We start from the raw sequence: 22,201 nt of genomic DNA on the forward strand, positions 1-22,201 counted from the left end.
ACCTGTCAGCGGCGTGGGGAGCCGCTTTGGAAGCGGCTCGGGAAGCAGCTTCGAAAAACGGTGAGATTTGCGTTAAGGGATCGTTACGCCCTGCCTGCAGGGCCGAAACAACCGCGGAGCAGGATGGAAGGGAGTCAGTGATTCCCACGCTCAAGTAGCGTCCCTGCGGTCCGCCGCCGGAACGTACTCAGCCGGCCGAAAGGATCTGTCCCGTGATCACCAAGAACCTTTTCCTGCAGGGCGTCTTCCCGTTCGAGGGAGCGGGACTCGAGAAGCCCGTCCCCATCCACCGGGAGCTCGCACACTTCGTTCCGGACGGAATCATCAACCAGACCCTCTACTTCCGGGGCGGCAACTCCAGTTCCGAACTGGTCACCGTGGTCCTGATGCGCGACGGCGTGCCCATGCGGTATTTCCCCATCGGCGCCAAGAGCGACGTCCATGTGCCGCTCCGGGTGGTGGAGGACATCGAGGGCGGATCCGTCATCGAGGTGTTCCTCCTGGCTGCCGACGGCGTTGCGGGGTACGTGGTCATCGACCTGGGCATGGTGGAACACTGATGACGGCCACCCTCGACAATCGCCAGCGCGGTCCCCTCCCGAAGGGCAAGGTCCCGCAGGCCAAGCCGGCCGCCCGGCGCCGGCTGGTGGTGATCGGCAACGGCATGGCCGGCGCCCGTGCGGTCGAGGAGATCCTGGCCCGCGGCGGCGCCGAGCAGTTCACCATCACCATGTTCGGCGATGAGCCCTACGGTAACTACAACCGGATCATGCTCAGCCACGTCCTCTCCGGCGAGGAAAGCGATGCGGACATCTTCCTGAACTCCCTGCACTGGTACCGGGACAACAACATCACCCTGCACGCGGGCGTCCGGGTGGAACGGATCGACCGGTTCACCAAATACGTCTTCGCCAACAACGGCCACGTTGTTCCCTACGATGTCCTGATCATCGCCACGGGCAGCCAGTCCTTCATGCCGCCGATGGACGGCCTGTACACGCCCAGCGGTTCGATCAAGCCCGGGGTCTTCACGTTCCGCACCATCGACGACACCCGCAACATGGTTCAGCACGCGCGCCACGACCATCACCACCGGGCCGTAGTCATCGGGGGCGGCCTGTTGGGACTGGAAGCGGCGCGCGGGCTCCAGAGCCACGGCGTCGACGTCGACGTGGTGCACTCCGGCGGGCACCTCATGAACGCCCAGATGGGACCCGACGGCGGCGCCATCCTCCGCCGGAGCGTGGAAGCCCTGGGCATCCGGGTGCACACCGGGAGCCGCACCACCGCCGTCCTGGGCACGGACAAGGTCACCGGCGTCCGGCTCCGGGACCGGCCGGACATCGGCTGCGACATGGTGGTGGTGGCCGCCGGGATCCGCCCCAACGTGGACATCGCCGTACTCAGCGGGCTGCACGTGGAACGCGCCATCGTGGTGGATGACCAGTTGCGCGTGGTGGACGAGGACGACATCTATGCCGTGGGCGAATGCGTCCAGCACCGCGGCGAGGTCTACGGGCTGGTGGCGCCGCTGTGGGAGCAGGCCGTGGTGCTCGCCAACCACGTCACCGGCGCGGACTCCACCGCGGCCTACCTCGGCTCCCGGATCGCCACCAAACTCAAGGTTGCCGGCGTCGAGGTCGCGTCGATGGGCCTGCAGGGCCCGGAACGGGAGACGGACGAACACATCGTGTTCTCCGAGCCCAGCCGCGGAGTGTTCAAGTCCATCGTCATCCGGGACAACAAGATGGTGGGCGCCACCCTGCTCGGCGACAGCCGGAAGGTGGCGTACCTGACCCAGGCCTTCGACAAGGGGCTGCCCCTGCCCGAGGAGCGGATCTCGCTGATGTTCGACCTGGGCGGCCCTGCAGAGGAACAGGGCGTGGCCGAGCTCGACGACGACGCCCAGGTCTGCAACTGCAACGGCGTCAGCAAAAGGTCCCTCGTGGATACGGTCAAAGGCGGGTGCAACACCGTGGCCGGAGCCATGGACGCCACCCGGGCCGGCAAGGGCTGCGGTTCCTGCAAGCTGCTGGTGAAGCAGGTGGTGGAATGGGCCGCCGGCGGCGCGGTGGAGGAGGACCCCGCCGCCAGCTACTACGTGCCGGGCATTCCGCTGGACAAGGCGTCACTGATGGCAGCCATCCGCAAACAGGGCCTGCGCTCGGTATCCTCGGTGTTCGCCGCGCTCGCACCCGGCAGTGTTGAGGACGCGAAATCCAAGATGGGCCTCGCGTCCCTGATGAAGATGATGCTCGCGGACCAGTACATCGACGAGCGGGACGCCCGGTTCATCAACGACCGCGTGCACGCCAACATCCAGCGGGACGGCACCTTCTCCGTGGTTCCGCAGATGAAGGGCGGCGTGACGTCCGTGCAGCAGCTGCGCCGGATTGCCGACGTCGCCGAAAAGCACAACATCCCCCTGATCAAGCTGACCGGCGGCCAGCGCATCGACCTGCTGGGCGTGCCCAAGGAGGACCTGCCGCAGGTCTGGGCCGACCTGGACATGCCGTCCGGCTATGCGTACGGGAAGAGCTTCCGCACGGTCAAAACCTGCGTGGGCAAGGACTTTTGCCGGTACGGCACCGGCGATTCCACCAAGCTGGGGATCGAGATCGAGTCACGGTTCCAGGGCATCGAGGCGCCGGCCAAACTGAAGCTGGCCGTCTCGGGCTGTCCGCGCAACTGCGCCGAGTCACTGGTCAAGGACGTGGGCGTAGTGGCCGTGGAGGGCGGCCGCTGGGAACTCTACGTCGGGGGAGCGGCGGGCGCCCACATCCGCAAGGGTGACCTGCTGGCCACCGTCGACGACCCCGAGGAAGTGAAGGTGCTGACCGGCCGGTTCATGCAGTACTACCGGGAGAACGCCAACTGGCTGGAGCGGACCTACGCGTTTGTGCCGCGGATGGGAATCGACCACATCCGCGCCGTAGTGGTGGACGACGCCGAGGGCATCGCTGCCAGCCTGGACGCGGCCATGCAGGCCTCCGTGGACAGCTATGTGGATCCGTGGACCGAGCGCGACGACCCGCTCACGCCCGGGCAGTTCCGCACGTCGCTGCCGCTCACGGTGCTTCCCCAGGTGCCGGTTCGATGAACGCCGGTCACAACCTCGGTTCCGTGGAGCAGATACCGTTCGGGGAGGGCCGGGCGTTCGGCGTGGCCGGCGAGCAGGTGGCGGTGTTCCGGCTCCGTGACGGCAGCCTGCGGGCGCTGTCCGCAGTCTGCCCGCACAAGGGCGGCCCGATCGCGGACGGCACCATCGACCAGGACCTGGTCCTGTGCCCGCTGCATCAGAACGCCTTCAGGCTGGACACCGGCTGCTCCGCTACCGGCGCCGAACCTTTGACCAGCTACGACGTCCAAATCGACAACCATCAGAATATTATTCTGCGAACCTCCGCAAGATAGCTAAATTAGTTCGGCATATTCCGTTCCTACTGTTGTCTGCGTCACTGACGGTTCCGCGGGCCTTGTAAACTGGGGAGGCCGCGCGACCTTCGACGCCTTGCGAGTTTTTGTCCAGATAATTGCCCCAAATGGGGGATAAACCCGAATTATCTGGACAAAAACTCTGCGTTCGTGAGCCGGCCATCCCCCGACCCACAAGGAACAGTTGTGCCACAAAGTACCCCCACAGAACTCGTGAGCCCGACGGCGCAATCCGCCGTCGTCGACTCCACCCTCAGCGCCGAGGGCTACAAGAAGTCCCTGAGCGGCCGACAGGTCACCATGATCGCCATGGGCGGCGCCATCGGCGTCGGCCTCTTCATGGGTGCCGGCGGACGCCTGGCCTCCACGGGCCCCGCGCTGATCTTCTCCTATGCCATTGCCGGCGTCATCGCCTACCTGCTGATGCGCGCCCTGGGCGAGCTCATCATGTACCGCCAGACCTCGGGCTCATTCGTCAGTTATGCCGGCGAAATGTTCGGCAAGAAGGGCGCGTACCTGTCCGGCTGGATGTACTTCATCAACTGGGCCATGACCGGCATCGCCGAGCTCATCGCGATCGGACTGTACTTCCAGTTCTTCTTCCCCAACGTGCCTGTTGAACTGTCCGCCATCGCAGCGCTGTTGCTGCTCGTGGGCGTCAACCTCCTGAGCGTCAAGGCGTTCGGCGAATTCGAGTTCTGGGCCTCCTGCCTCAAGGTGGGCGCCATCCTGATCTTCCTGGCCGTCGGCACCTTCATGGTGGTCACCAACGCCCAGGTGGGCGACGGACACGCCTCGGTCAGCAACCTCTTCGCAGCGGAAGGCGGGATGTTCCCCAAGGGTGCGCTGGTCATGATCCTGGTCCTGAACGCCGTGATCTTCGCCTACAACGGCATTGAGCTCGTCGGCATCACGGCCGGCGAAATGCAGGACCCGGCCAAGGAAGTGCCCAAGGCAATCCGCGCCGTCGTATTCCGCATCGTGGTGTTCTACGTCGGTTCCGTGACCCTCCTGGCCATGCTGCTTCCGTCGGACCAGTACGTGGCCGGCACCTCGCCGTTCGTCACCGTGTTCGGCCAGATGGGCCTCGGCTGGATGGGTGACGTCATGAACATGATCGTCATCACCGCCGCGCTGTCGTCCTGCAACTCGGGCCTGTACTCGATCGGCCGGATCTTCCGCACCATGGCCAACAACGGACACGCTCCGGAGTGGCTGACGCGGATGTCCAAGAGCCACGTGCCGTACGCCGCCATCCTGGCCATCGGCGCCGTCTACCTGGTCGGCATCCTGCTCAACATCTGGCTTGGCGGCTCGCACGCCTTCGACCTCGCCCTCAACTCCGCGTCGATCGGCGTGATCTTCACGTGGGGCGCCATCTTCGCCAGCCAGATCGCGCTGCGCAAGAAGAAGGGCAAGGTCTCCTCCCTGCCCGCGCCCGGCGGAACCTGGAGCAGCTGGGCCGGCCTGGTCGCCCTGCTGCTCATCACGGTGCTAATCGGCTTCGACACCATGACCAGCAAGACCGGCGAGGTCTTCCACCTGGGCCTCTGGACCCTCGCCACCATCCCGTTCTTCGCCCTGGTGCTGTGGCTCGGCTGGCAGAAGGTCAGGAACAACGAACCGAAGAGCGAACTCTTCAGCTAAAGCTTTCCACCCAAGTAGTACGACGACGGCGGCGGTCACCTTCCGAGGTGGCCGCCGCCGTCGTCGTTCCCCCGGGATGAGCGCGAACGGACACTTGAGGCCCCCGGGATGAGCGCGAACGGACACTTGGGGCCCGGCGGTAGGGCCTCAAGTGTCCGTTCGCGCCCGGGGTCAGTCCTTCCCTTCAGGTGCCTCGTCCTTCAGGTGCCGGGCGAAGTGGTCCTCGATCCTTTGCCAGGCTTCCGGGGCCGCTTCGGGGTCCGGCTTGATGCCCATCACCCGGAACAGGGGCCGCAGCGGCCGGGGCCCTTCCTCGGCGTCGTTCATAAAAGCGTGGCCGGCGTTTTCGAATTCCTTGACGTCATGCTCGATGCCCAGTGATTCCAGCGTGGCTTCGAGTTTGGCCGCAGCGCCGGGCAAAGTGCGGTCCTTCTTGCCGAAGTTGCCCACCACCGGGCACGCGCCCAGCAGGGCTTCTTCCGGGTGCCTGGGGAGCCTGCCGTAATTGACGGCCGCGGCATCGAATCCGTTCCTGGCGACCAGCAGGGCGAAGCCGCCGCCCATGCAAAAGCCGATCACGCCGATCTTGCCGTTGGTGCGCCCCGAGCCCTGCAGCCAGGCCTGCGCGGTGGCCAGGTCCGTGAATGCCTTGCCGGAGCCGGACAGCATCGACTTCATGGTGGACACCAGGCAGCGGCGGGGGCCGCCGTCGCTGAAGAGGTCCACGGCCAGGGTGAGGTAGCCGGCCGCTGCCAGCCGGTCCGCCTGGCGCCGGGCAATGTCGTTGAGGCCGAACGCCTCGTGAATCATCAGGACGGCGGGAAACGGACCCGTCCCCGCAGGTTCGGCGAGGTAGCCGCGCAGGTTCCCTGCGTTCTTCGGGGCAGTGCCGGCCCCGCTGAGGTCGATGATCGGCATCGTGCGGACCTTCCGTAGGGCGTTTGCTGTCACCAGAGAATCTCACAAAAAAGACGGCGGGCATCCCCCAAAGGAATGCCCGCCGTCGTTTCCAGGCAGCTGCCGTGGCCGCTGCCTAGGTTGCTCTAGTCTTTTTTGAACTCGTCCTTCACGTTTTCGCCAACTTTCTTGGCGTCGGCAACAACCTGGTCCTTCTGACCCTCTGCACGCAGGCGGTCATTGTCCGTGGCGTTGCCGGCCGCTTCCTTGGCCTTGCCGCCGAGGTGCTCTGCTTCGTTCTGAATTTTGTCGCCGATTCCCATGGTGTATTCCACCTCTCGTTGCCGGTAAAAAACTAAGCATCAATACAATAACACAAAGCATGCTTACTAATTCAAGGGCACTTTGCGGGGTTCCAAGGGAATTTCAAGGGTGCCCGGCGCCGTCCGTGACGGTTGTCGGTGCTCCCGGCTAGGCTCGATTGCATGGACCACAAGACCACCCTCACCCAGCACGTCAAAGCCAGTCCGGACAAGGTCTGGGCTGTGATCTCGGACATTCCGGGCTCGGCGGCCACCCTGTCCGGAATAGATTCCATCCAGATGCTTAGCGAGGGCGGATACGGCGAAGGCACCCGGTGGAAGGAAACCCGCACCATGATGGGCCGCGCCGAAACCGTGGAAATGTGGGTATCCCAGGCCGAACCGCCGTCGCCGACCCGGGGCGGCAGCACCACGGTCAAAGCGCTCCAGGGCGGCGCGGACTACACCACGCGGTTCACGCTTGCCGGGCGCGACGGCGGGACGGACCTCTCGCTGACCTTCGGCGCCGAGGTGGTCAAGCCCACCCTGCTGAGCAGGATCGCCATGGCCCTCTTTGGCAAGATCGGCATGAGCATGACCAGGAAGGCGCTGGCCAGGGACCTGGCCGAGATTGCTGCGAAGGCCGAGTCCCTCTGATGGCGGGCAGGCCCGCCACGGGCAGGGCGCCGTCAGGCAAGGCAGCAGGCAAGGCTGCGGCAGGCAAGGCAGCAAGGGTGACGGCACCCCGGCTCTCTCCGGTCCGGCTCGAGGAACTCCGCGATGAGCCGTCGCCGGATTTCCAGCGTGGAGAACGATACGACGGCCTGAGGTTCAGCCGCGCTGATGCCGACGGCCTGGAGTTGACCGGCACGGACTTCGCCGAGTGTGAATTCGGAGGGGTCTCCTTCAACGAAACCCAGCTGCGCGGTGCCACGTTCCGGGACTGCATCCTGGCGGAGGTCTACGCCCCGGTGTTTACGGCGGCGCGGGCCACGCTGCGGGATGTCGAGATCAGCAATCCGAGGTGGGGATCGGCGGAGCTGTACGAGAGTGGCTGGACGTCGGTGCGGATCGACGGCGGGAAGCTGGACTACGTCAACCTGCGCGGATCGCGGCTGACCGACGTGCAGATCAGCGACTGCATCATCAACGAGCTGGACCTCGGCTCGGTGACGGGGACGCGGGTGGCGCTGAAGAACTGCACCATCGGCACCCTCGACCTGGCCGGCGCCAAGTTCAAGGACTTCGACCTCCGCGGCACCGACTTCCGCACCATCAGCGGGCTCGAAAGCCTGTCCGGCGTGGTGATCGACGACTACCAGCTGAGCCTGCTGGCCCCGCTGCTGGCAGCCCATCTCGGCATAACTGTCCTCTAGGCGCCGGGAGCCCGGTTGACCCCTTGCGGCCGCCGTGTAATCTTTATAGAACGAACGGTCGGTAAATTAGTCGCAGGGCTCTTGCCGCCGCAGATGACAGTGCCGTTTATCGCGTGAAGGGTGTTTCCATGGCCTCAGCAGTAGCAGGACCGCAGGCATTTTTGGTGGGCGGTGCCCGGACTCCGGTGGGCCGGTACGGAGGCGCGCTCTCAGCCATCCGCCCGGATGACCTCGCCGCCCTCGTGGTCCGCGAGGCCGTTTCACGGGCCGGGCTCGACCCCGACTCCATCGACGAAGTGATCCTGGGCAACGCCAACGGCGCCGGCGAGGAAAACCGCAACGTGGCACGCATGGCCACGCTGCTGGCGGGGCTTCCCCTCCACATCTCCGGAATCACGGTGAACCGGCTGTGTGCATCCGGGTTGAGCGCCATCATCATGGCGAGCCACATGATCAAGTCCGGAGCCGCGGACATCGTGATTGCCGGCGGCGTGGAATCCATGAGCCGGGCACCCTGGGTGCAGGAGAAGCCGCAGACGGCCTTCGCCAAGCCCGGCGCAATCTTCGACACGTCCATCGGCTGGCGGTTCGCCAACCCGCTGTTCCAGAAGGGCGAACTCTCCCGGGACGGCAAGATGACGTACTCCATGCCGGAGACTGCGGAGGAACTGGGCCGCGTTGACGGCATTTCCCGCGAAGACGCCGACGCCTTTGCCGTCCGCTCGCACGAACGGTCCCTCGCGGCCATCGCCGCCGGACGCTTCGCCGAGGAAATCGTGCCGGTGACGGTCAAGACCCGCAAGGGCGAAACCGTGGTGGACACCGACGAAGGACCCCGCGCCGGGACCACCATGGACGTGCTGGCCGGGCTCCGCCCCGTGGTCAAGGGCGGCTCGATCGTCACCGCCGGCAACTCCTCCACCCTCAACGACGGCGCCTCAGCCATCATCGTGGCGTCCGAGGCAGCAATCCAGAAGCTGGGCCTCACCCCCCGCGCCCGCATCATCGACGGCGCCTCGGCGGGGTGCGAACCCGAGATCATGGGCATCGGCCCCGTCCCCGCCACCCAGAAAGTGCTGGCCCGCAGCGGCTACAGCGTGGGCGACCTCGGCGCCGTCGAACTCAACGAAGCGTTTGCCACCCAGTCGCTCGCCAGCATGCGGCGGTTGGGCCTGGACCCTGACATTGTGAACAACGACGGCGGCGCCATCAGCCTGGGGCATCCGCTCGGTTCGAGCGGCTCACGGATCGCTATTACCCTGCTGGGCCGGATGGAACGCGAAGACGCCAAAATGGGTCTCGCCACCATGTGCATTGGCGTCGGCCAGGGCACTGCAATGCTGCTGGAGCGTGTCTAATGCCGGCTCCGGACAGCGCGAACGGACACTTGAGCACCCACGACTTCCGCACCCTCCTGGTCGAGGAGCGTGACGACCGCGTGGTGGTGCTCCTCAACCGCCCCGAGGTCCGCAACGCCATCGACCAGCAGATGGTGGACGAACTCCACATCGTGTGTGCCGCGCTGGAGCAGAACCCCAAGGTGCTCATCATCGCGGGCGTCGACGGCGTCTTTGCGTCGGGCGCGGACATCGCCCAGCTGCGTGAACGGCGCCGGGACGATGCGCTGCAGGGCATCAACTCCACGATTTTCGTCCGGATCGCCAAGCTGCCCATGCCGGTCATTGCCGCACTGGACGGTTACTGCCTGGGCGGCGGCGCCGAGCTTGCCTACGCAGCGGACTTCCGGATCGGCACACCCAGCGTCCGCATCGGCAACCCCGAGACGGGCCTGGGCATCCTCGCCGCTGCCGGCGCCAGCTGGCGGCTGAAGGAACTGGTGGGCGAGCCCGTTGCCAAACAGATCCTGCTGGCGGGTCTGGTGCTGCGCGCCGAACAGGCCCTCGCCGTCAACCTCATCACGGAGATCCACGAGGCCCCCGTGCTGATGGACGGAGCCCACAGCCTCGCCGACCGCATCGCCCGGCAGGACCCGCTGGCCGTGCGGATCACCAAATCCGTGTTCCATGCACCGGCCGAGGCGCACCCGCTGATCGACCAGCTGGCGCAGGGGATCCTTTTCGAATCCCAGGCGAAGTTCGACCGCATGCAGGCCTTCTTAGATAAGAAGTCAGCCAAGAATTCAGACCAGTCCGACGGGAAGCAGTAACCATGAGCAACTCCGCACTTCCGGCAAACCTTCGCGGCGCCAACTTTCCCGACGCCAACCTTCCCGACTTCGTTGGGGTTCTCGGCGGCGGCCGCATGGGGGCCGGCATCGCCCACGCCTTCCTGATCAACGGTGCCAACGTCCTGGTGGTTGAGCGGGACGAAGCCTCCGCCGAAGCCGCCCGGGAACGCGTCGAGTCCGCGGCAGCCAAGAGCATCGAACGGGGCGCCACGGACGCCAACCTGGACGAGATGGCCTCCCGCCTCTCCGTGACCGTGGACTACGACGACTTCAAGGACCGCCAGCTGGTGGTGGAGGCCGTCCCGGAGGACTGGGACCTGAAGGTCACCTCGCTCCGCGGAATCGAGGCGCGCCTTTCCGACGACGCCTACCTCGCGTCCAACACGTCCTCGCTGTCCGTCAACGGCCTGGCCCGCGAACTGAAGCGTCCGCAGAACTTCCTGGGACTGCACTTCTTCAACCCGGTGCCGGCGTCCACGCTCATCGAAGTGGTGCTCGGTGAGCAGACCTCCGAGGAGCTTGCCGCTGCGGCGAAAAGGTGGGTCGAGGCACTCGGCAAGAGCGCCGTCGTCGTCAATGACGCGCCCGGCTTCGCATCGTCGCGGCTGGGCGTGGCCATCGCGCTGGAAGCCATGCGCATGGTGGAGGAGGGCGTCGCGTCCGCGGAGGACATCGACAACGCCATGGTGCTGGGCTACAAGCACCCCACCGGGCCGCTGCGGACCACCGACATCGTGGGCCTGGATGTCCGGCTGGGCATCGCGGAGTACCTGCAGTCGACCCTGGGGGAGCGCTTCGCGCCGCCGCAGATCCTGCGCGACAAGGTGGCCCGCGGGGAACTGGGCCGGAAGACCGGCAAGGGATTCTTCGACTGGCCGGCGTAAGCTTCGCGGCCTAGCGCCGCCTGGCCGGCGTAAGCGTGGTGGCTTTGCCGGGACGGCTTAAAGCTGGGAACCCTTAGCCGGCTGCCCGGGCGTCGAGGGCCGACTTCAGGCCGTTCATCGCGGGATCCCGCAGGGACATAAACGCCGGTTTCATGAAGGGCTCGGCGATCTTGAGCAGGCCTTTGAGCTGGAACTCGGCTGTGTACTTCACCGCGCAGCCGGTGCCGTCCGGCGAGACGTCGATCGAGTCTTCGGAAATGACCGTCTTGTTTTCGCCGCGGAGCTTGATGTGGCTGCCGGTCAGTTCCACCACCTCGTAGACCAGGGTCTGCCGTTTGCCCCGGAATTCCGCTTCGGCGTGGTACCGGTGGCCCACGGCAACGGGCCCTTCGGAGAGCTTCTTCACCACGGGCGTGCCCGGGTCCCATTCGGCGGTGTGCTCAAATGCCGACAGGTAGGCGAAGGCTTGTTCTGCGGCGAGGGGAGAGCGGACGGTTCCTGCAACAGTGATCATCCGAGAAGCCTAGCCGGTGCCCCCTAGGATGGTGCCGTGACTTCCATCGAACCCATTACGCTGACCGGGCAATACGTCGTCCTCGAGCCGCTAAGCCACGCGCACCACGACGGCCTGGTGGAAGCGGCCCGCGACGGCGAGCTCTGGAGGCTCTGGTACACGAGTGTGCCCGCCCCTGAAGGCATGGCTGCCGAGATCGACCGACGGCTGGGGCTCCAGGAGCAGGGCTCCATGCTGCCGTTCACCACCCGCCTGATCGACCCCGCCACCGGAGGCCCCGGCAGGGTCATCGGGATGACCACTTACATGAACATCGACGCCGCCACTCCCCGCGTGGAGATCGGCTCCACCTGGAACGCGGCTTCCTCGCACGGCAGCGGCAGCAACCCGGATTCGAAGCTGCAGCTGCTCCGGCATGCCTTCGAAACGCTGGGCTGCCCGGCCGTCGAATTCCGGACGCACTGGCTCAACCACCAGTCCCGGGAAGCCATCGCCCGGCTCGGAGCCAAGCAGGACGGCGTGCTGCGCAACCACAGCCGGACCGCGGACGGCACGCTCCGGGACACCGTGGTCTTCTCGATCCTCGAGCACGAATGGCCGATGGTCCGCACCGGCCTGGAGTTCAGGCTCGCGAAACAGCGCTAGGGGATGGAGTAGGCGCCGGCCGCGGTGAGGGCCGCGGAGTAGGCCCGGTACCCGGCCGCGTTGGGATGGAAGTTCTCCGGCCCCGGCACAAACGGGTTGTAGTTGATCCAGGGGTCCGCGGAGCCGATCCCGTGGCCCAGGAAGGCTCCGGCTACGTCCACGTACTGTGCGCCTCCGGGACCGTCGGCACCGGTTGCCCCTGCGATCACGGCATTGAGCCCCAGCGTGAGTCCGTTCACGGTTTCCTGGAGCGAACCGGGCTCAGGTGAATGGAACAGCAGCGGATATCCGGTCACATAGACCCGGGCATCGGGTGCCGTGGCCTTCACTGCGTTGATCATGGTCACCAGGCCCTGGAACAGGGGCCCGGAACCGGTCTGTGCCTCGGCAAGCGCGATCGAACGGGACTGCAGGCCCTGCAAGCAGGCGGCCTCCTGGCCCGGTGACGTGCACACGGCCAACAGACCGGTGGTGTCGAGGTTGTTGCCTCCTGCGGTAATGGTCACCACCGCAACGCTCTTGTTCAGACGTTCGAGCTGCGTGGCCACAACCACTTCCGTGGTGGATCCCTGGCACGCGGCATTGATGGCCAGGCGCACGGTCTTCTTTTCTACGGCGTCGGCCGGGTAGCTGAGCGAGCTGCGAAAGCACTCATCCAAATACGGGCCGGCTCCCTGTCCGGCAGCGAATGAGTCACCCAGTGCAACGTAGGCCAGGGCCGGAGCGGCTGTCGCCGGACCCGCCGCGGTTCCCAACGCCAGTGCAAGCGTCGCCAGGCCTGCCGCGAAGGCCGCGCGCCGCCGTCGTAATATCCGGTCACCCATCAGTTTCCCCTTTGTTCTGAATTGTGCGCCGGGCTGCGTGCCGCGGGCGGGCGGCAAAGCCGCAAGTACGCCCAAGAGTACGCTTGCGCCGGCCCTGCGAACACCGTTTGGCATACCCGTTTGTTTGCTGGCACCTCATTTTTCGGCGAGTACCGGTGCCGGATGCAGGGGTCTGTGGTTAGCTGGCTGGATGGAACAGCCTGGACAGCCCGTGCACTGGGACGGAGCCGTGAATGCGTGGCGCATTTCCGGCAGCGTGTTCCGGATGGGACGCCGGGAATGGGTCACCGAAGCGGGCTGGAAACAGGCGTACGACGACGGCGTCCGCACGGTGATCGACCTGCGGAACGCTGCCGAACACGGCCGCCGGGAGACCGATCCCGAGGTGGGCGCGGACGTGCTGGCGGCGTTCGACGTGGTGCATGCTCCCACCGAAGACCCGGAGCACCCGGAGTTCAAGGAACTCTGTTCCCCGTACCTGAACGATCCGGACTGTTACGCGGCCAACGCCCGGCTGTTTCCGGACAGGCTCGTGGCCGTCTTCCGGGCCGTCGCCGCTGCGCCCGCCGGTGTGGTGATCCACTGTTCGGCCGGGCGGGACCGCAGCGGCATGATCGCTGCCATGCTCCAGGACCTCACGGGCGCCGGTGACCACGAGATTGTTTCGGGCTATCAGGCCGCCATGCGGGGAATCAACGAACGCCACCGCACGGCCACGGTGCCCCACAAGCACGAGCGCTACCTGGAGGAACACGCCCTGCTGCCCCTGCTGGAGAAGCGCGGCGGCGGAGCCCTCGAGTTCGTCCGGCGGCTGGACACCACAAACTATCTTCTGCGGCACGGGATCACCGTGGCCGAGCTGGCTGCGATCCGGTCCCGGCTGGCAACAAGGGTGGCGATGTGAACGAAACTTGGGGGACGCTTTGACGCATCATTCCGGCCGTAACCGCTTCAACCGCGCCTTGGGACTCGCTGCCGCAGCCGCCCTGGCCCTCGGCTCCACCTTCCTCGCAGGCCCCGCCGCCGCAGAGTCCGGTCCGCCGCTCCCTGGTCCTTCAGCGGCTGCTGCCACTACGGCGCCTGCTGCCTCTCCCGCGGGGCCCGCGGCGCCGGTGGCGCCCGCCGTGGCTGCGCAGGCCCCCGAAGCGGGCGATTCCGCGCCCGCGATCAGCGATGCCGGCCTGACGGAGGCCGTCCTCCGCGACCTGGGAATGACGCTCGAACAGTTCAATGCCGCCGGTGACCAGGGCAAACGCGCGGCCGACGCCGTTGCCTCCTTGCGCGGACTGCCCGGCTATGTGGGAATCAGCTTGAAGGACGGCCGGATTGTGGTCGAGGGCAGTGGCCCGGAGCTTGCGGCCCGTGTGGCTGAACTCAATGCTGCAGGATCCGGCGCGGCGGGTCAGCCGGGTGTGTCCGGTGAATTCGTCCTGGTGGCGCCGGCCCCGAAGCCATCAGGAGGGGCGCCGACGGCCCCTGAACCGTCGCCCGCGGCGCCGTCACCCAGCGCTGCTGCCGCAGCGGGAACACCATCCGACGCGGAAACGCCGGACCGGGTCGCGGCCAGCACGGACCAGCTGTTCAAGGACTACGTCAGCGAAGTTGGCGCCGCCGGCCTTCAGGCCGTCGCCTACGCCAACGGCAGTTTTGTGATCCGCACCGGCGGCACCAACCAGGCGGAGGCCGGTGTTGCTCCGGCAACCCCGGCAACCCCGACAACCCCGGCGGCCCCGGCGGCCCCGGCCGGCGCCGCCCCACACGCAGCCACCACATCGTCAGCCCCGGCGGCCTCGCCGTCCGAGTTCGTGGCGCGGTACTCGAACGTACGGCTGGAGCAGGGCGAACCGCTCGCCCCGGAGGAGGACTTCTTCGGCGGGCAGGGGTTTGTCCTCAACAACGGAATCATCTGCTCCGCAGGGTATGGCGCCTACAGCCCGGCAGGGGAGCCGATAGTTCTTACCGCCGGCCACTGCACTGACGACGGAACCCTTTCAACGGCCAACGTGGAACGTCCCGAATCGCCAACCAACAACCTTCTCGGCACCCTCGGCTTCAGCCAGTTCGGCGGGCCGGGAAACTCGTGGATCACCGGTGACGAGGCCAACCCGGGAAACATCGGCACGGACATCGCAGTGATCGAGTCCATCCGCTCCGGCCTGGCTGTTCAGCCTGCAGCCTCCCGCTGGGATGCTCCCACAAACCCCGGTGCCACGGCCGTGAAGATCATCGGAACCGCGCCGCCGTCGCCCGGGCAGGCCGTCTGCCGCTCCGGCCGCACCGACGGCTGGTCCTGCGGCACGGTGGATGAGGTGGGAATCTACGTCGTGGGCGGCATTAATTCCGCCACTGACCCCTCCGATCTCCGGGCGTTCCGCGGCTTCCTGTCCAACTCGGTCCAGTCCAGCGGCGGCGACTCCGGCGGCCCGTGGATCAGCGGAAACTTCGCCGTCGGCACACACTCTGCGGGTGACGCGCCAGGTTCAGCGTCGAATTTCGCCGTGGCCACCACCCTGGAGGACGCCATGACCAGGCTTCCCGGTGTTCAGCTCCAGCTGTTCCTCAACAAACCCGTGCTCACGGAACCGCCCGGGGGCGGCGGAGTGGCGCTCGGGCAGCCCATCACCGGACAGGTTCCGGCAGCTCCGGCCTCCGCCGTCGCCGCAGGTTCAACCGTCCGCATCACGGTGCCGGGCCAGGCTCCCGCAGAGGTGCCCGTCGACGCCTCCGGGCACTGGCAGTTCACTGCTCCGTCTCCGGCCGGCCGGCTGCGGTTTACGGCCGAAACCATCAACGGCTTCAGCCACTCCGGCGCCAGTACGTTCGACGTCACGGTGCTGCCGTCCGACCTCCCGGCGCCTTCCATTGCCAGCCCGGCTGACGGGGAAGTCCTCACGGCGCTCGAACGCATTCAGGGCACCGGTACCCCCGGCGCCACCGTGCAAATCTCCGGGGATGCCTCCGGGCAGGCCGTGGTTGGCCTCGACGGAAACTGGACCGTGCCCGTCACCGGGAACGCGGGGGCCGGTTCCTTCACCGTCACGGCAGTCCAGACCGCCCGCGGCATCGCAGACAGCCCGCCGGCAGGCCGGACCTTCACGGTTGCACCGCCGGCGCCCGCGGTCACCAACATCCAGGGCGGCCAGCATTTTGCCCACGACGCGGTTCCCGGCCAGATCACCGGTACCGCGCTCAACGGCGCGGCGGTGACCGTGACCATCGACGGCGCCGCACCGGCGCGGGCCCCGTCGAACGGCACCTGGAGCTCGCCGCTTCCGGCGGGACTCGCGGCCGGCACGCATACGGCGTCGGCCAGCCAAACGGTCGACGGCGTTGCCTCGGTTCCGGTGACCGTCACCTTTGTGGTTGACCCCGCTCCAGTGGTTGCCCCCGCCGCTATTACCCCCGCCGGCGTCACCCCGGCAGGCATCTCGGGCCAGTTGCCGGCCACCGGCGCCGACGGCCTGCTCACCGCTGCGGGTGTCGGGGCCGGGGTTCTGGTCCTCGGCGGCATCGCGTTGGTCCTGGCCAGGCGCCGCTCCCGCCGCTGAGCAAGACGCCCTCGAGTTTTTGTCCACTTATTGCGTCCAAAAGGTGCCATATCTCGCGATAAGTGGACAAAAACTCAGTGCTACTGGAAATCGGCCAGCCAGAGGTCCGGGCCGAACACTTCGTACTGGATGTCCTTGGCCGGGACGCCCTGTGCAACAAGCGCGCTCCGGACTGACTTGAGGAAGGGCAGGGGGCCGCAGAGATAGTATTCGGCGTCGTCGGGCAGATCGACGGCGTTGACGTCCATAAAACCTTCGAATTCCGGCGCACCCCCGGCCCCGCCGGTTCCGCCCGTCCCCGGGACCGCAGGCTCAAGGAACCACGTGCTCAACGACGCGTCCGGCAGTTTTGCCAGATCCTCGGTGACCTGGGCCCGCAGCGGGAAAGATTCTGCCGAGTCATCCGCGTGCAGGAGCATGACCTGGCGTCGGGAACCGGACTTCACCAGATGGGAAAGCATTCCAGCCATGGGCGTGATGCCGATGCCCGCGCTGGCCAGGACCACAGGCCTGTCCGTGTATTCCAGGACCACGTCACCGAAGGGTACCGAAAGCACCACCTCGTCGCCCTCGTGGACCTCGTCGTGGAGGAAGTTGGACATTTCGCCATCGGGCGTCGGGAGGCCATGAACCCGCTTCACCGCGAACTGCCGGTGATGCCCGTCGTCGGCCCTGGTGAGGCTGTATTGCCTGGGCTGGTGCACGCCGTCATGCATGGCCATCTTGATGGTGACGTACTGGCCGGGCAGGGACGGTTTGACGTCGCGCTCGTCGGTCCGTTCCACGATGAACGTGACCACGTCGTCAGTTTCCTGGATCCGCCGGGCAACGCGCCAGGTCCGCCAGATCGTCTCGGGCGAGAGATGCACGGCGTTGTAGAGTCCCCGCTCCTTGTTGATGAGCATGTTGGCCATGAGCCAGTAGACCTCGTCCCAGGCCGCTGCGACGTCGGGTGTGACGGCGTCTCCGAGCACATCCACAATGGCCCACATCAGATGGTCGTGGACAACCTGATACTGGTCCGGGCTCAGGCCGAGTGAGACGTGCTTGTGGGCTATCCGGGAGAGCAGATGGTCCGGCAGTTGATCGGGTTTGTCCACGAGGAATCCGGCGAATGCCGCGATGGAGCCCGCCAATGCCTGCTGCTGCCGGCCGTCCGCCTGGTTACCCCTGTTGAAGAGGCCGTCCAGAAGGTCCGGACGCGCCTCGAACATGTGCTGGTAGAACCGTTTGGCTATCTCCTCGATGTGCTCGCCTACGACAGGCAGCGTTGCCTTGATGACAGGAGCGGAGGTGTCTGAGAGCATGATGGATCCCTTCCGGTGATACCGGTTTTAAGCAGGTGGTGTTCGTTGCTCAGCACACCAAACCTAGCAGGCAGGGTCCGTCCACTTATGGGCCGATTGGCACTTTCACCGCACAGGAAGCTGGGTGTAACCCCCGCCAGCCTCTCAGTTTTCAGCGGCCAGCTCGCCGCGGGCAATGCTGTCCGAGGAGTGCCCGGGGTTGCCGTCGAACGGCTCGTTGGAGACATCCACGATGGGGTACTCGGCAAGATCGAGTCCTTCGGGGATCGCGAAGACGCCGGGTTCGCCATCCAGCACGCCAAGACTGACGAGTTTGCTCAGGTCCGGCGAGATCACCCAGACTTCGCGGAAGCCGCTGACCTGGCCGTCGGACAGCTGGACCACCAGCTGGCGGGATCCGTCGGGGAGCTTCTCCACCAGGGCCTTGCCGTTGGCCGTGTAGGACTCCAACGGCTGCAGCGGCGCCTGGGCGATGACCACGGCCTGGGGAGCTGTCGGGGTGGGTGAAGGCGCCGCTTCCGGGCCCTGCCCGAGGAAGTTGTAGGCTGCCCACACAGCGGCGGCGCCGAGCATGATCCCAGCCGCTGCGGCCGTCGCCACCCACCGGCGGCCCGTGGAACCGGGACGCCGTTCGCGGACGCGAGTGCGGAAAGGCGCGGTGCCCGCCGTCGTCGGTGACTCAGTCGCGGTGCCCGCCGTCGTCGTCGTTGAACTGCCCCACGACCCCTTCCGGCCCAACGGGTCATGCGCCTGGTCAGGGGAAAGGCCCAACGCCTGGTGGATGGCTGTCCAGTTGTGCGGTCCGGGCGTTGCCAGTTCCACTTCGGCGGGATCGATCGTGGCGGCATGGACGGTGCGTTCCAGCGCCGCGAGAGTGCCGGCGCAGTCACTGCAGAACGCCAGGTGGTCAGCCTCGGCCGGCGTCAGTGCTGGTTCACCAAGGGCCATCAGGCTCAGCTGCTCGTCGTCAAGATGCTTCATGGCCCACCTCCAGGCGGGTCCGCATCCGGGTGAGGCTGCGCCGGATATGGCTCTTGACGGTACCGAGCGGCAGTTGCAGGCGCGACGAGATCTCATCGTGTGTGAGGTCCTCGTAGAACGCCAGCTTCATGATCGCCTTCTGTGGATCGCCCAACCGCTCCAGCTCTTCCTCCAAGGTTATGCGGTCGGCCACGGCTTCCACGTCAGCTGCCGGTGGAGCTGCGGCGAGGCCATCACCTGCAAACTGGCCGGCCGCGTGCTCCAACTCCTGCCGGCGCATGCGGGCGGACAACGCATCGGCAATGGCGTTGCGGGTGATCCCCACCAGCCAGGCCGGCAGTCGGGCGGCTTCGGGCCGGTAGCTGGAGCGTGATTTCCAGGCCCGGATAAACACTTCCTGGGTGACGTCGTCGGCTGCTGCGCGTTCCCCCAGCGATCGCAGTGCCAGGGTGTACACCAGCGGGCTCAGCCGCCTGTAGGCCTCGGCGAGTGCAGCTTCCTGGCCGGCTGCGAACGCATGATCGAGAGCAGCGTCCCAATCTTGCGGGCCGGCAGGCGTCATCGGTGGCTCCTTCGAGCGGCAGTGAGACCTGTGGAACCACATTATGCCGTGCCGCCTGACGGTCCGCCATAGATGCGGCGATGGATGCGGCGAGAGGCGCACCCATGGGTGCGCGCCAGGGCAGCTGCCGGGAGGGTCTTGACCGCCGACGCCGCACCGGAGCAAGCTCATTTCAGGCCCTCCGGCAACCCCGGGCCAAGACGAGCCTTTGTGCCGCAGGTCCTCAGCCTTGTACCCCGACTCGAGGAGTGCCCCATGAGCGCCACATTCAATGACCTGCTTGCCAAACAGGTGGGCAACGAATTCGCAGCATCGCAGCAGTACATCGCCATAGCCGCCTGGTTCGACGGGCAGGATTTGCCCCGGCTGGCCAAGCACTTCTACCGGCAGTCGCTGGAGGAACGGAACCACGCCATGATGATGGTGCGGTACATCCTGGACCGCGGCATCAGGATCACGATCCCCGGAATTGAGCCGGTCCGGAACGACTTCACGTCGGCGGAGGAACCCCTGGTCCTGGCTTTGGCCCAGGAGGTCGAAGTCACGGACCGCATCAAGGAGCTGTTCGCGACGGCGCGGGCGGAAAACGACCCCCTGGGTGAGCAGTTCATGCTCTGGTTCCTCAAGGAGCAGGTGGAAGAGGTGGCATCCATGTCCACGCTCCTGAATGTTGCGCGCCGCGCGGACAACCTCTTCGATGTCGAAATGTTCCTTGCCCGCGAAAGGGTGGGCGACTCCGGCGGCGGCGGGGGCGGCGGTCACGGAGGAGGCCACGGCGGTCACCATCACGGCGGCGGCCACGGCGGCGCCAGCCACGACTCCGCAACGCCGGAAGCGGCGGGCGGGGCACTCTGACGCAGGGGCGGGGGCACGCTGACGCAGGCGGTGCGGGCACGACGGCGGGGCCGCCTGTCAGGCGGCCCCGCCGGCAGCGGTTTTCAGTGAAGGCGCACGACGTTCTTAGGTGCGGCCTCAGTGGCGTCCGCACCACCGCTCGGAGGAGTCAACTGCCTGGACAGCCACAGCCAGCGTGCCGTCGGCCAGGCTTCCCCAGGCGTAGACAATCGTGTTCTTGCCGGCCTCGACGGTAACGTCAGCCGGCCCGATCACCGGAGCTGTGGTTCCGGCCGCGGCAACGGACGCCGAGACGGTCCCGGCCTCCAGCTTCAGGGTCGCCTCGTCCGGATTGCTGAGTCCCTCGATCACGGCCGTTCCGCCGGCCAGGACGTCGACGGCGGGGGCCGCGGCTACGTGCCGGACCGTCAGCTTGCCTTTGCTGTCGTTGCGCGGGGCCTTCGTGTCGTTGGCGAACAGCGTGGCCGTCGGGGCGCCGTCGGCGTCGAGATGGGCCACCGCCGTGTAGTCTCCGCCGCCGTCGAGTTCAACGTCCACCGGCCCGATGACGGGATTGTCGGCGCTGGTGGCGTCCGCGGCGGTGATGGCGATTTCGTAGTCGCCGGCCGCGAGCTCCAGCGGACCGGCCAGGGTGCCGGGGGTGAAGTCATCCAGCGTGAGGTTGCCGTCCACCCACACGTCCACGGTCAGGCCGGGCACGCCGTGCAGGACCGAGAGCTTCGCAGGGGCATCGTCGTGGTGCCAGCCGCCGGCCTGGGCCGGGGTCGCGAAGGTCAGTGCAGCCAGGAGCGACAGTGCTCCGGCGGCGTAGGTTGTTTTGTGCATTTCAAACTCCTCAGAGGGACGCCCGGTGACGGGCTGTGTTTGTGCTTACGCCCTTACTACCGGCCGGAGGCCCTCTTTGGATGCAAAGTCATGAAGTTTTTTGGGGTCACGAGCCCAGCCGCGCCAGTTCCTCGCCCATAGCGCGCGCGAAGGTTGCTCCGGGCACGTTTTCCGCGTCGAAATGGATGCCGCAGTGGAGCCGGCCGGCGTAGGAGACAGCAGCGACGCCGAGCCGTACGTTGCCGGCGAGCACGGCAACCGGCCAGATCGCGACGACCGGGGCGCCTGCGAGGCGAAAGGTGCCGGCCGGGCCTGGCACGTTGGTGACGAACCCTGCGACGAGATGCTGCCTTCGAGCCATGCGGTCCATGATGCGTACGCCGATCGGGCCGCGCATGAACTCGAGCGTTCCCTGCTCCCTCGCCCGCGCCTTCTCCTCCCGGGTCTGTTCCGCGATGAGCCGGACGCGTTCGTCGGGTTCGACCTCGCCGAGCGGCAGCCGCACGAGCATGACCCCGACTTGGTTCCCCGCTGTCCCGCGGCGCTGCAGTGCGACCGGCACGGAGACGGGTAGCCGGGCAGGGATCCGCTCTCCGGCGGTGGAAAGCGCCGCCCGGTAACCCAACGCCACTGCAGCGAGCAGGGCATCATTGACGGTGGCGCCGAGCGGCCGAACATGCGCCTCGAGCGCAGCGAGGTCGGCATCCAGGAACACAACCCCGCGATGCGCACTACGCTCACCGAGCAGCACCGTGGGACCGACCTCACGACCGCTCAGGGTCATCTGCATGCGGCGCAGACCGAAGCCGAGCCGTCCGAGGATCTGCCGTAGGTCGCGTCGCGGTGCCTGCCTCGGCACTAGGACACGAGGCACGTGCGCCGGCGTCCCCCGCGATTCCACGGGGTCGAAGAGCTGCTGTACGATCGCTGCCGCCGCCACCCCGTCGGCGACAGCATGGTGGATGCGCAGCACGACCCCGAGCCCACCCACGGTCGCACCCGGCACCACCAGAATCTCCCAGTATGGACGATCCAGTCCCAGCGGCGCACTCATCAGTTCCCCGCACGTCTGCTCGAAGCCAGCGAGCCCGTCGACGGCCTCAATGAGCCGGATGTGGTGCTCGAGATCGGGCGTCGCCTCAACCCAGCGATGCCGGCGACCCGTGGCCACAGCTATCTTCCGGAGCTGCGGCAGCGTCGTGATCCGATCGCGAAGGGAAGCGCGCAGGGCGGTCAGGTCAGGCGTGCCATCGGGACCGACGAAGCCGCCCGCCGTCAGCAGGCCGGCGACCAGGAAAACGTTGACCTGACCGGCGTGGTCAAGCACCAAGTTCGCCTCGTCGACCGCGGCGAGCCGGTGTGTTGCCGGGCGCATGGAAAAAGGGTAGCAGCCGGTCCTGCCAGCCCGTGA

Annotated in this window: 22 protein-coding genes; 13 read left to right on the forward strand and 9 right to left on the reverse strand. The window is 66.9% G+C overall.

Going from position 1 to position 22,201, the window contains the following annotated elements:
- Positions 1–212: 212 nt before the first annotated feature.
- From AC1DRE_RS08905 to AC1DRE_RS08920, 4 genes are all read left to right on the forward strand, one after another.
- Positions 213–560 carry a molybdopterin oxidoreductase gene (locus AC1DRE_RS08905; protein WP_104173299.1) on the forward strand — a complete coding sequence of 116 codons (348 nt, stop codon included), beginning with the start codon at positions 213–215 and terminating at the stop codon, positions 558–560.
- Positions 560–3,100 (forward strand): nitrite reductase large subunit NirB, encoded by a 2,541-nt coding sequence (gene nirB, locus AC1DRE_RS08910; RefSeq protein ID WP_476984280.1) that lies wholly within the window; start codon positions 560–562, stop codon positions 3,098–3,100. The genes AC1DRE_RS08905 and nirB overlap by 1 nt, the downstream gene beginning before the upstream one ends.
- Positions 3,097–3,414, forward strand: a complete 318-nt coding sequence (locus AC1DRE_RS08915; protein WP_476984281.1) for a Rieske (2Fe-2S) protein — start codon at positions 3,097–3,099, stop codon at positions 3,412–3,414. Before nirB ends, AC1DRE_RS08915 begins: the two co-directional genes overlap by 4 nt.
- Before the next feature lie 207 nt (positions 3,415–3,621).
- A complete protein-coding gene (locus AC1DRE_RS08920; protein WP_476984282.1) occupies positions 3,622–5,082 on the forward strand; it encodes an amino acid permease in 1,461 nt (486 codons plus the stop codon).
- Between the two features lie 171 nt (positions 5,083–5,253).
- On the opposite strand, the gene AC1DRE_RS08925 is transcribed toward AC1DRE_RS08920, so the two are convergent.
- Both AC1DRE_RS08925 and AC1DRE_RS08930 read right to left on the reverse strand, forming a co-directional pair.
- Entirely contained in the window at positions 5,254–6,000 is a 747-nt protein-coding gene (locus AC1DRE_RS08925) for a dienelactone hydrolase family protein (protein ID WP_476984283.1), read from the reverse strand.
- Between the two features lie 125 nt (positions 6,001–6,125).
- Positions 6,126–6,302: a CsbD family protein gene (locus AC1DRE_RS08930; protein WP_427172338.1), complete on the reverse strand. Its 177-nt coding sequence runs from the start codon at positions 6,300–6,302 to the stop codon at positions 6,126–6,128.
- Between the two features lie 162 nt (positions 6,303–6,464).
- On the opposite strand from AC1DRE_RS08930, the gene AC1DRE_RS08935 reads away from it, so the two are divergent.
- The 5 genes from AC1DRE_RS08935 to AC1DRE_RS08955 all read left to right on the forward strand — a co-directional run bounded on the left by AC1DRE_RS08935 (position 6,465) and on the right by AC1DRE_RS08955 (position 10,729).
- Positions 6,465–6,938, forward strand: coding sequence for an SRPBCC family protein (locus AC1DRE_RS08935; RefSeq protein ID WP_476984284.1), 474 nt, complete (start codon positions 6,465–6,467; stop codon positions 6,936–6,938).
- A complete protein-coding gene (locus AC1DRE_RS08940) occupies positions 6,938–7,657 on the forward strand; it encodes a pentapeptide repeat-containing protein (protein ID WP_476984285.1) in 720 nt (239 codons plus the stop codon). Before AC1DRE_RS08935 ends, AC1DRE_RS08940 begins: the two co-directional genes overlap by 1 nt.
- 128 nt (positions 7,658–7,785) lie before the next feature.
- A complete protein-coding gene (locus AC1DRE_RS08945) occupies positions 7,786–9,015 on the forward strand; it encodes a thiolase family protein (RefSeq protein WP_476984286.1) in 1,230 nt (409 codons plus the stop codon).
- Positions 9,015–9,824 (forward strand): enoyl-CoA hydratase/isomerase family protein, encoded by an 810-nt coding sequence (locus AC1DRE_RS08950; RefSeq protein WP_476984287.1) that lies wholly within the window; start codon positions 9,015–9,017, stop codon positions 9,822–9,824. Before AC1DRE_RS08945 ends, AC1DRE_RS08950 begins: the two co-directional genes overlap by 1 nt.
- A gap of 2 nt (positions 9,825–9,826) precedes the next feature.
- On the forward strand, positions 9,827–10,729 hold the full coding sequence (locus AC1DRE_RS08955) for a 3-hydroxyacyl-CoA dehydrogenase family protein (protein WP_476984288.1): 903 nt from the start codon (positions 9,827–9,829) through the stop codon (positions 10,727–10,729).
- Between the two features lie 73 nt (positions 10,730–10,802).
- Here AC1DRE_RS08955 and AC1DRE_RS08960 read toward each other — a convergent pair whose 3' ends face one another.
- Positions 10,803–11,243: an SRPBCC family protein gene (locus tag AC1DRE_RS08960; RefSeq protein ID WP_476984289.1), complete on the reverse strand. Its 441-nt coding sequence runs from the start codon at positions 11,241–11,243 to the stop codon at positions 10,803–10,805.
- A 36-nt stretch (positions 11,244–11,279) separates the two neighbouring features.
- On the opposite strand from AC1DRE_RS08960, the gene AC1DRE_RS08965 reads away from it, so the two are divergent.
- Positions 11,280–11,888, forward strand: coding sequence for a GNAT family N-acetyltransferase (locus AC1DRE_RS08965; RefSeq protein WP_476984290.1), 609 nt, complete (start codon positions 11,280–11,282; stop codon positions 11,886–11,888).
- Here AC1DRE_RS08965 and AC1DRE_RS08970 read toward each other — a convergent pair.
- On the reverse strand, positions 11,885–12,712 hold the full coding sequence (locus tag AC1DRE_RS08970) for an SGNH/GDSL hydrolase family protein (protein ID WP_476984291.1): 828 nt from the start codon (positions 12,710–12,712) through the stop codon (positions 11,885–11,887). The two genes, AC1DRE_RS08965 and AC1DRE_RS08970, sit on opposite strands and share 4 nt — an antisense overlap.
- A gap of 190 nt (positions 12,713–12,902) precedes the next feature.
- Here AC1DRE_RS08970 and AC1DRE_RS08975 point away from each other — a divergent pair, with 190 nt between their 5' ends.
- Positions 12,903–13,616, forward strand: coding sequence for a tyrosine-protein phosphatase (locus AC1DRE_RS08975; protein ID WP_476984292.1), 714 nt, complete (start codon positions 12,903–12,905; stop codon positions 13,614–13,616).
- Positions 13,617–13,635: 19 nt separating this feature from the next.
- A complete protein-coding gene (locus AC1DRE_RS08980) occupies positions 13,636–16,260 on the forward strand; it encodes a S1 family peptidase (protein WP_476984293.1) in 2,625 nt (874 codons plus the stop codon).
- An 80-nt stretch (positions 16,261–16,340) separates the two neighbouring features.
- Here the strand turns inward: AC1DRE_RS08980 and AC1DRE_RS08985 are convergent, their stop codons facing one another.
- From AC1DRE_RS08985 to AC1DRE_RS08995, 3 genes are all read right to left on the reverse strand, one after another.
- Entirely contained in the window at positions 16,341–17,567 is a 1,227-nt protein-coding gene (locus AC1DRE_RS08985; RefSeq protein WP_476984294.1) for a globin domain-containing protein, read from the reverse strand.
- Between the two features lie 144 nt (positions 17,568–17,711).
- Positions 17,712–18,548, reverse strand: coding sequence for an anti-sigma factor (locus AC1DRE_RS08990; protein ID WP_476984295.1), 837 nt, complete (start codon positions 18,546–18,548; stop codon positions 17,712–17,714).
- The gene (locus AC1DRE_RS08995) at positions 18,535–19,110 is read right to left on the reverse strand and encodes an RNA polymerase sigma factor (RefSeq protein WP_476984296.1); all 576 of its coding nucleotides are present in this window, start codon (positions 19,108–19,110) and stop codon (positions 18,535–18,537) included. The genes AC1DRE_RS08990 and AC1DRE_RS08995 overlap by 14 nt, the downstream gene beginning before the upstream one ends.
- Positions 19,111–19,365: 255 nt before the next feature.
- On the opposite strand from AC1DRE_RS08995, the gene AC1DRE_RS09000 reads away from it, so the two are divergent.
- Positions 19,366–19,965 (forward strand): ferritin, encoded by a 600-nt coding sequence (locus tag AC1DRE_RS09000; RefSeq protein ID WP_476984297.1) that lies wholly within the window; start codon positions 19,366–19,368, stop codon positions 19,963–19,965.
- A gap of 117 nt (positions 19,966–20,082) precedes the next feature.
- On the opposite strand, the gene AC1DRE_RS09005 is transcribed toward AC1DRE_RS09000, so the two are convergent.
- Both AC1DRE_RS09005 and AC1DRE_RS09010 read right to left on the reverse strand, forming a co-directional pair.
- Positions 20,083–20,790: a DUF4397 domain-containing protein gene (locus AC1DRE_RS09005; RefSeq protein WP_476984298.1), complete on the reverse strand. Its 708-nt coding sequence runs from the start codon at positions 20,788–20,790 to the stop codon at positions 20,083–20,085.
- A gap of 106 nt (positions 20,791–20,896) precedes the next feature.
- Complete coding sequence (locus tag AC1DRE_RS09010) at positions 20,897–22,165, reverse strand: wax ester/triacylglycerol synthase domain-containing protein (RefSeq protein WP_476984299.1); 1,269 nt, start codon at positions 22,163–22,165, stop codon at positions 20,897–20,899.
- Positions 22,166–22,201 lie beyond the last annotated feature (36 nt).

It is taken from the genome of Arthrobacter sp. P4_H3 (assembly GCF_056400885.1).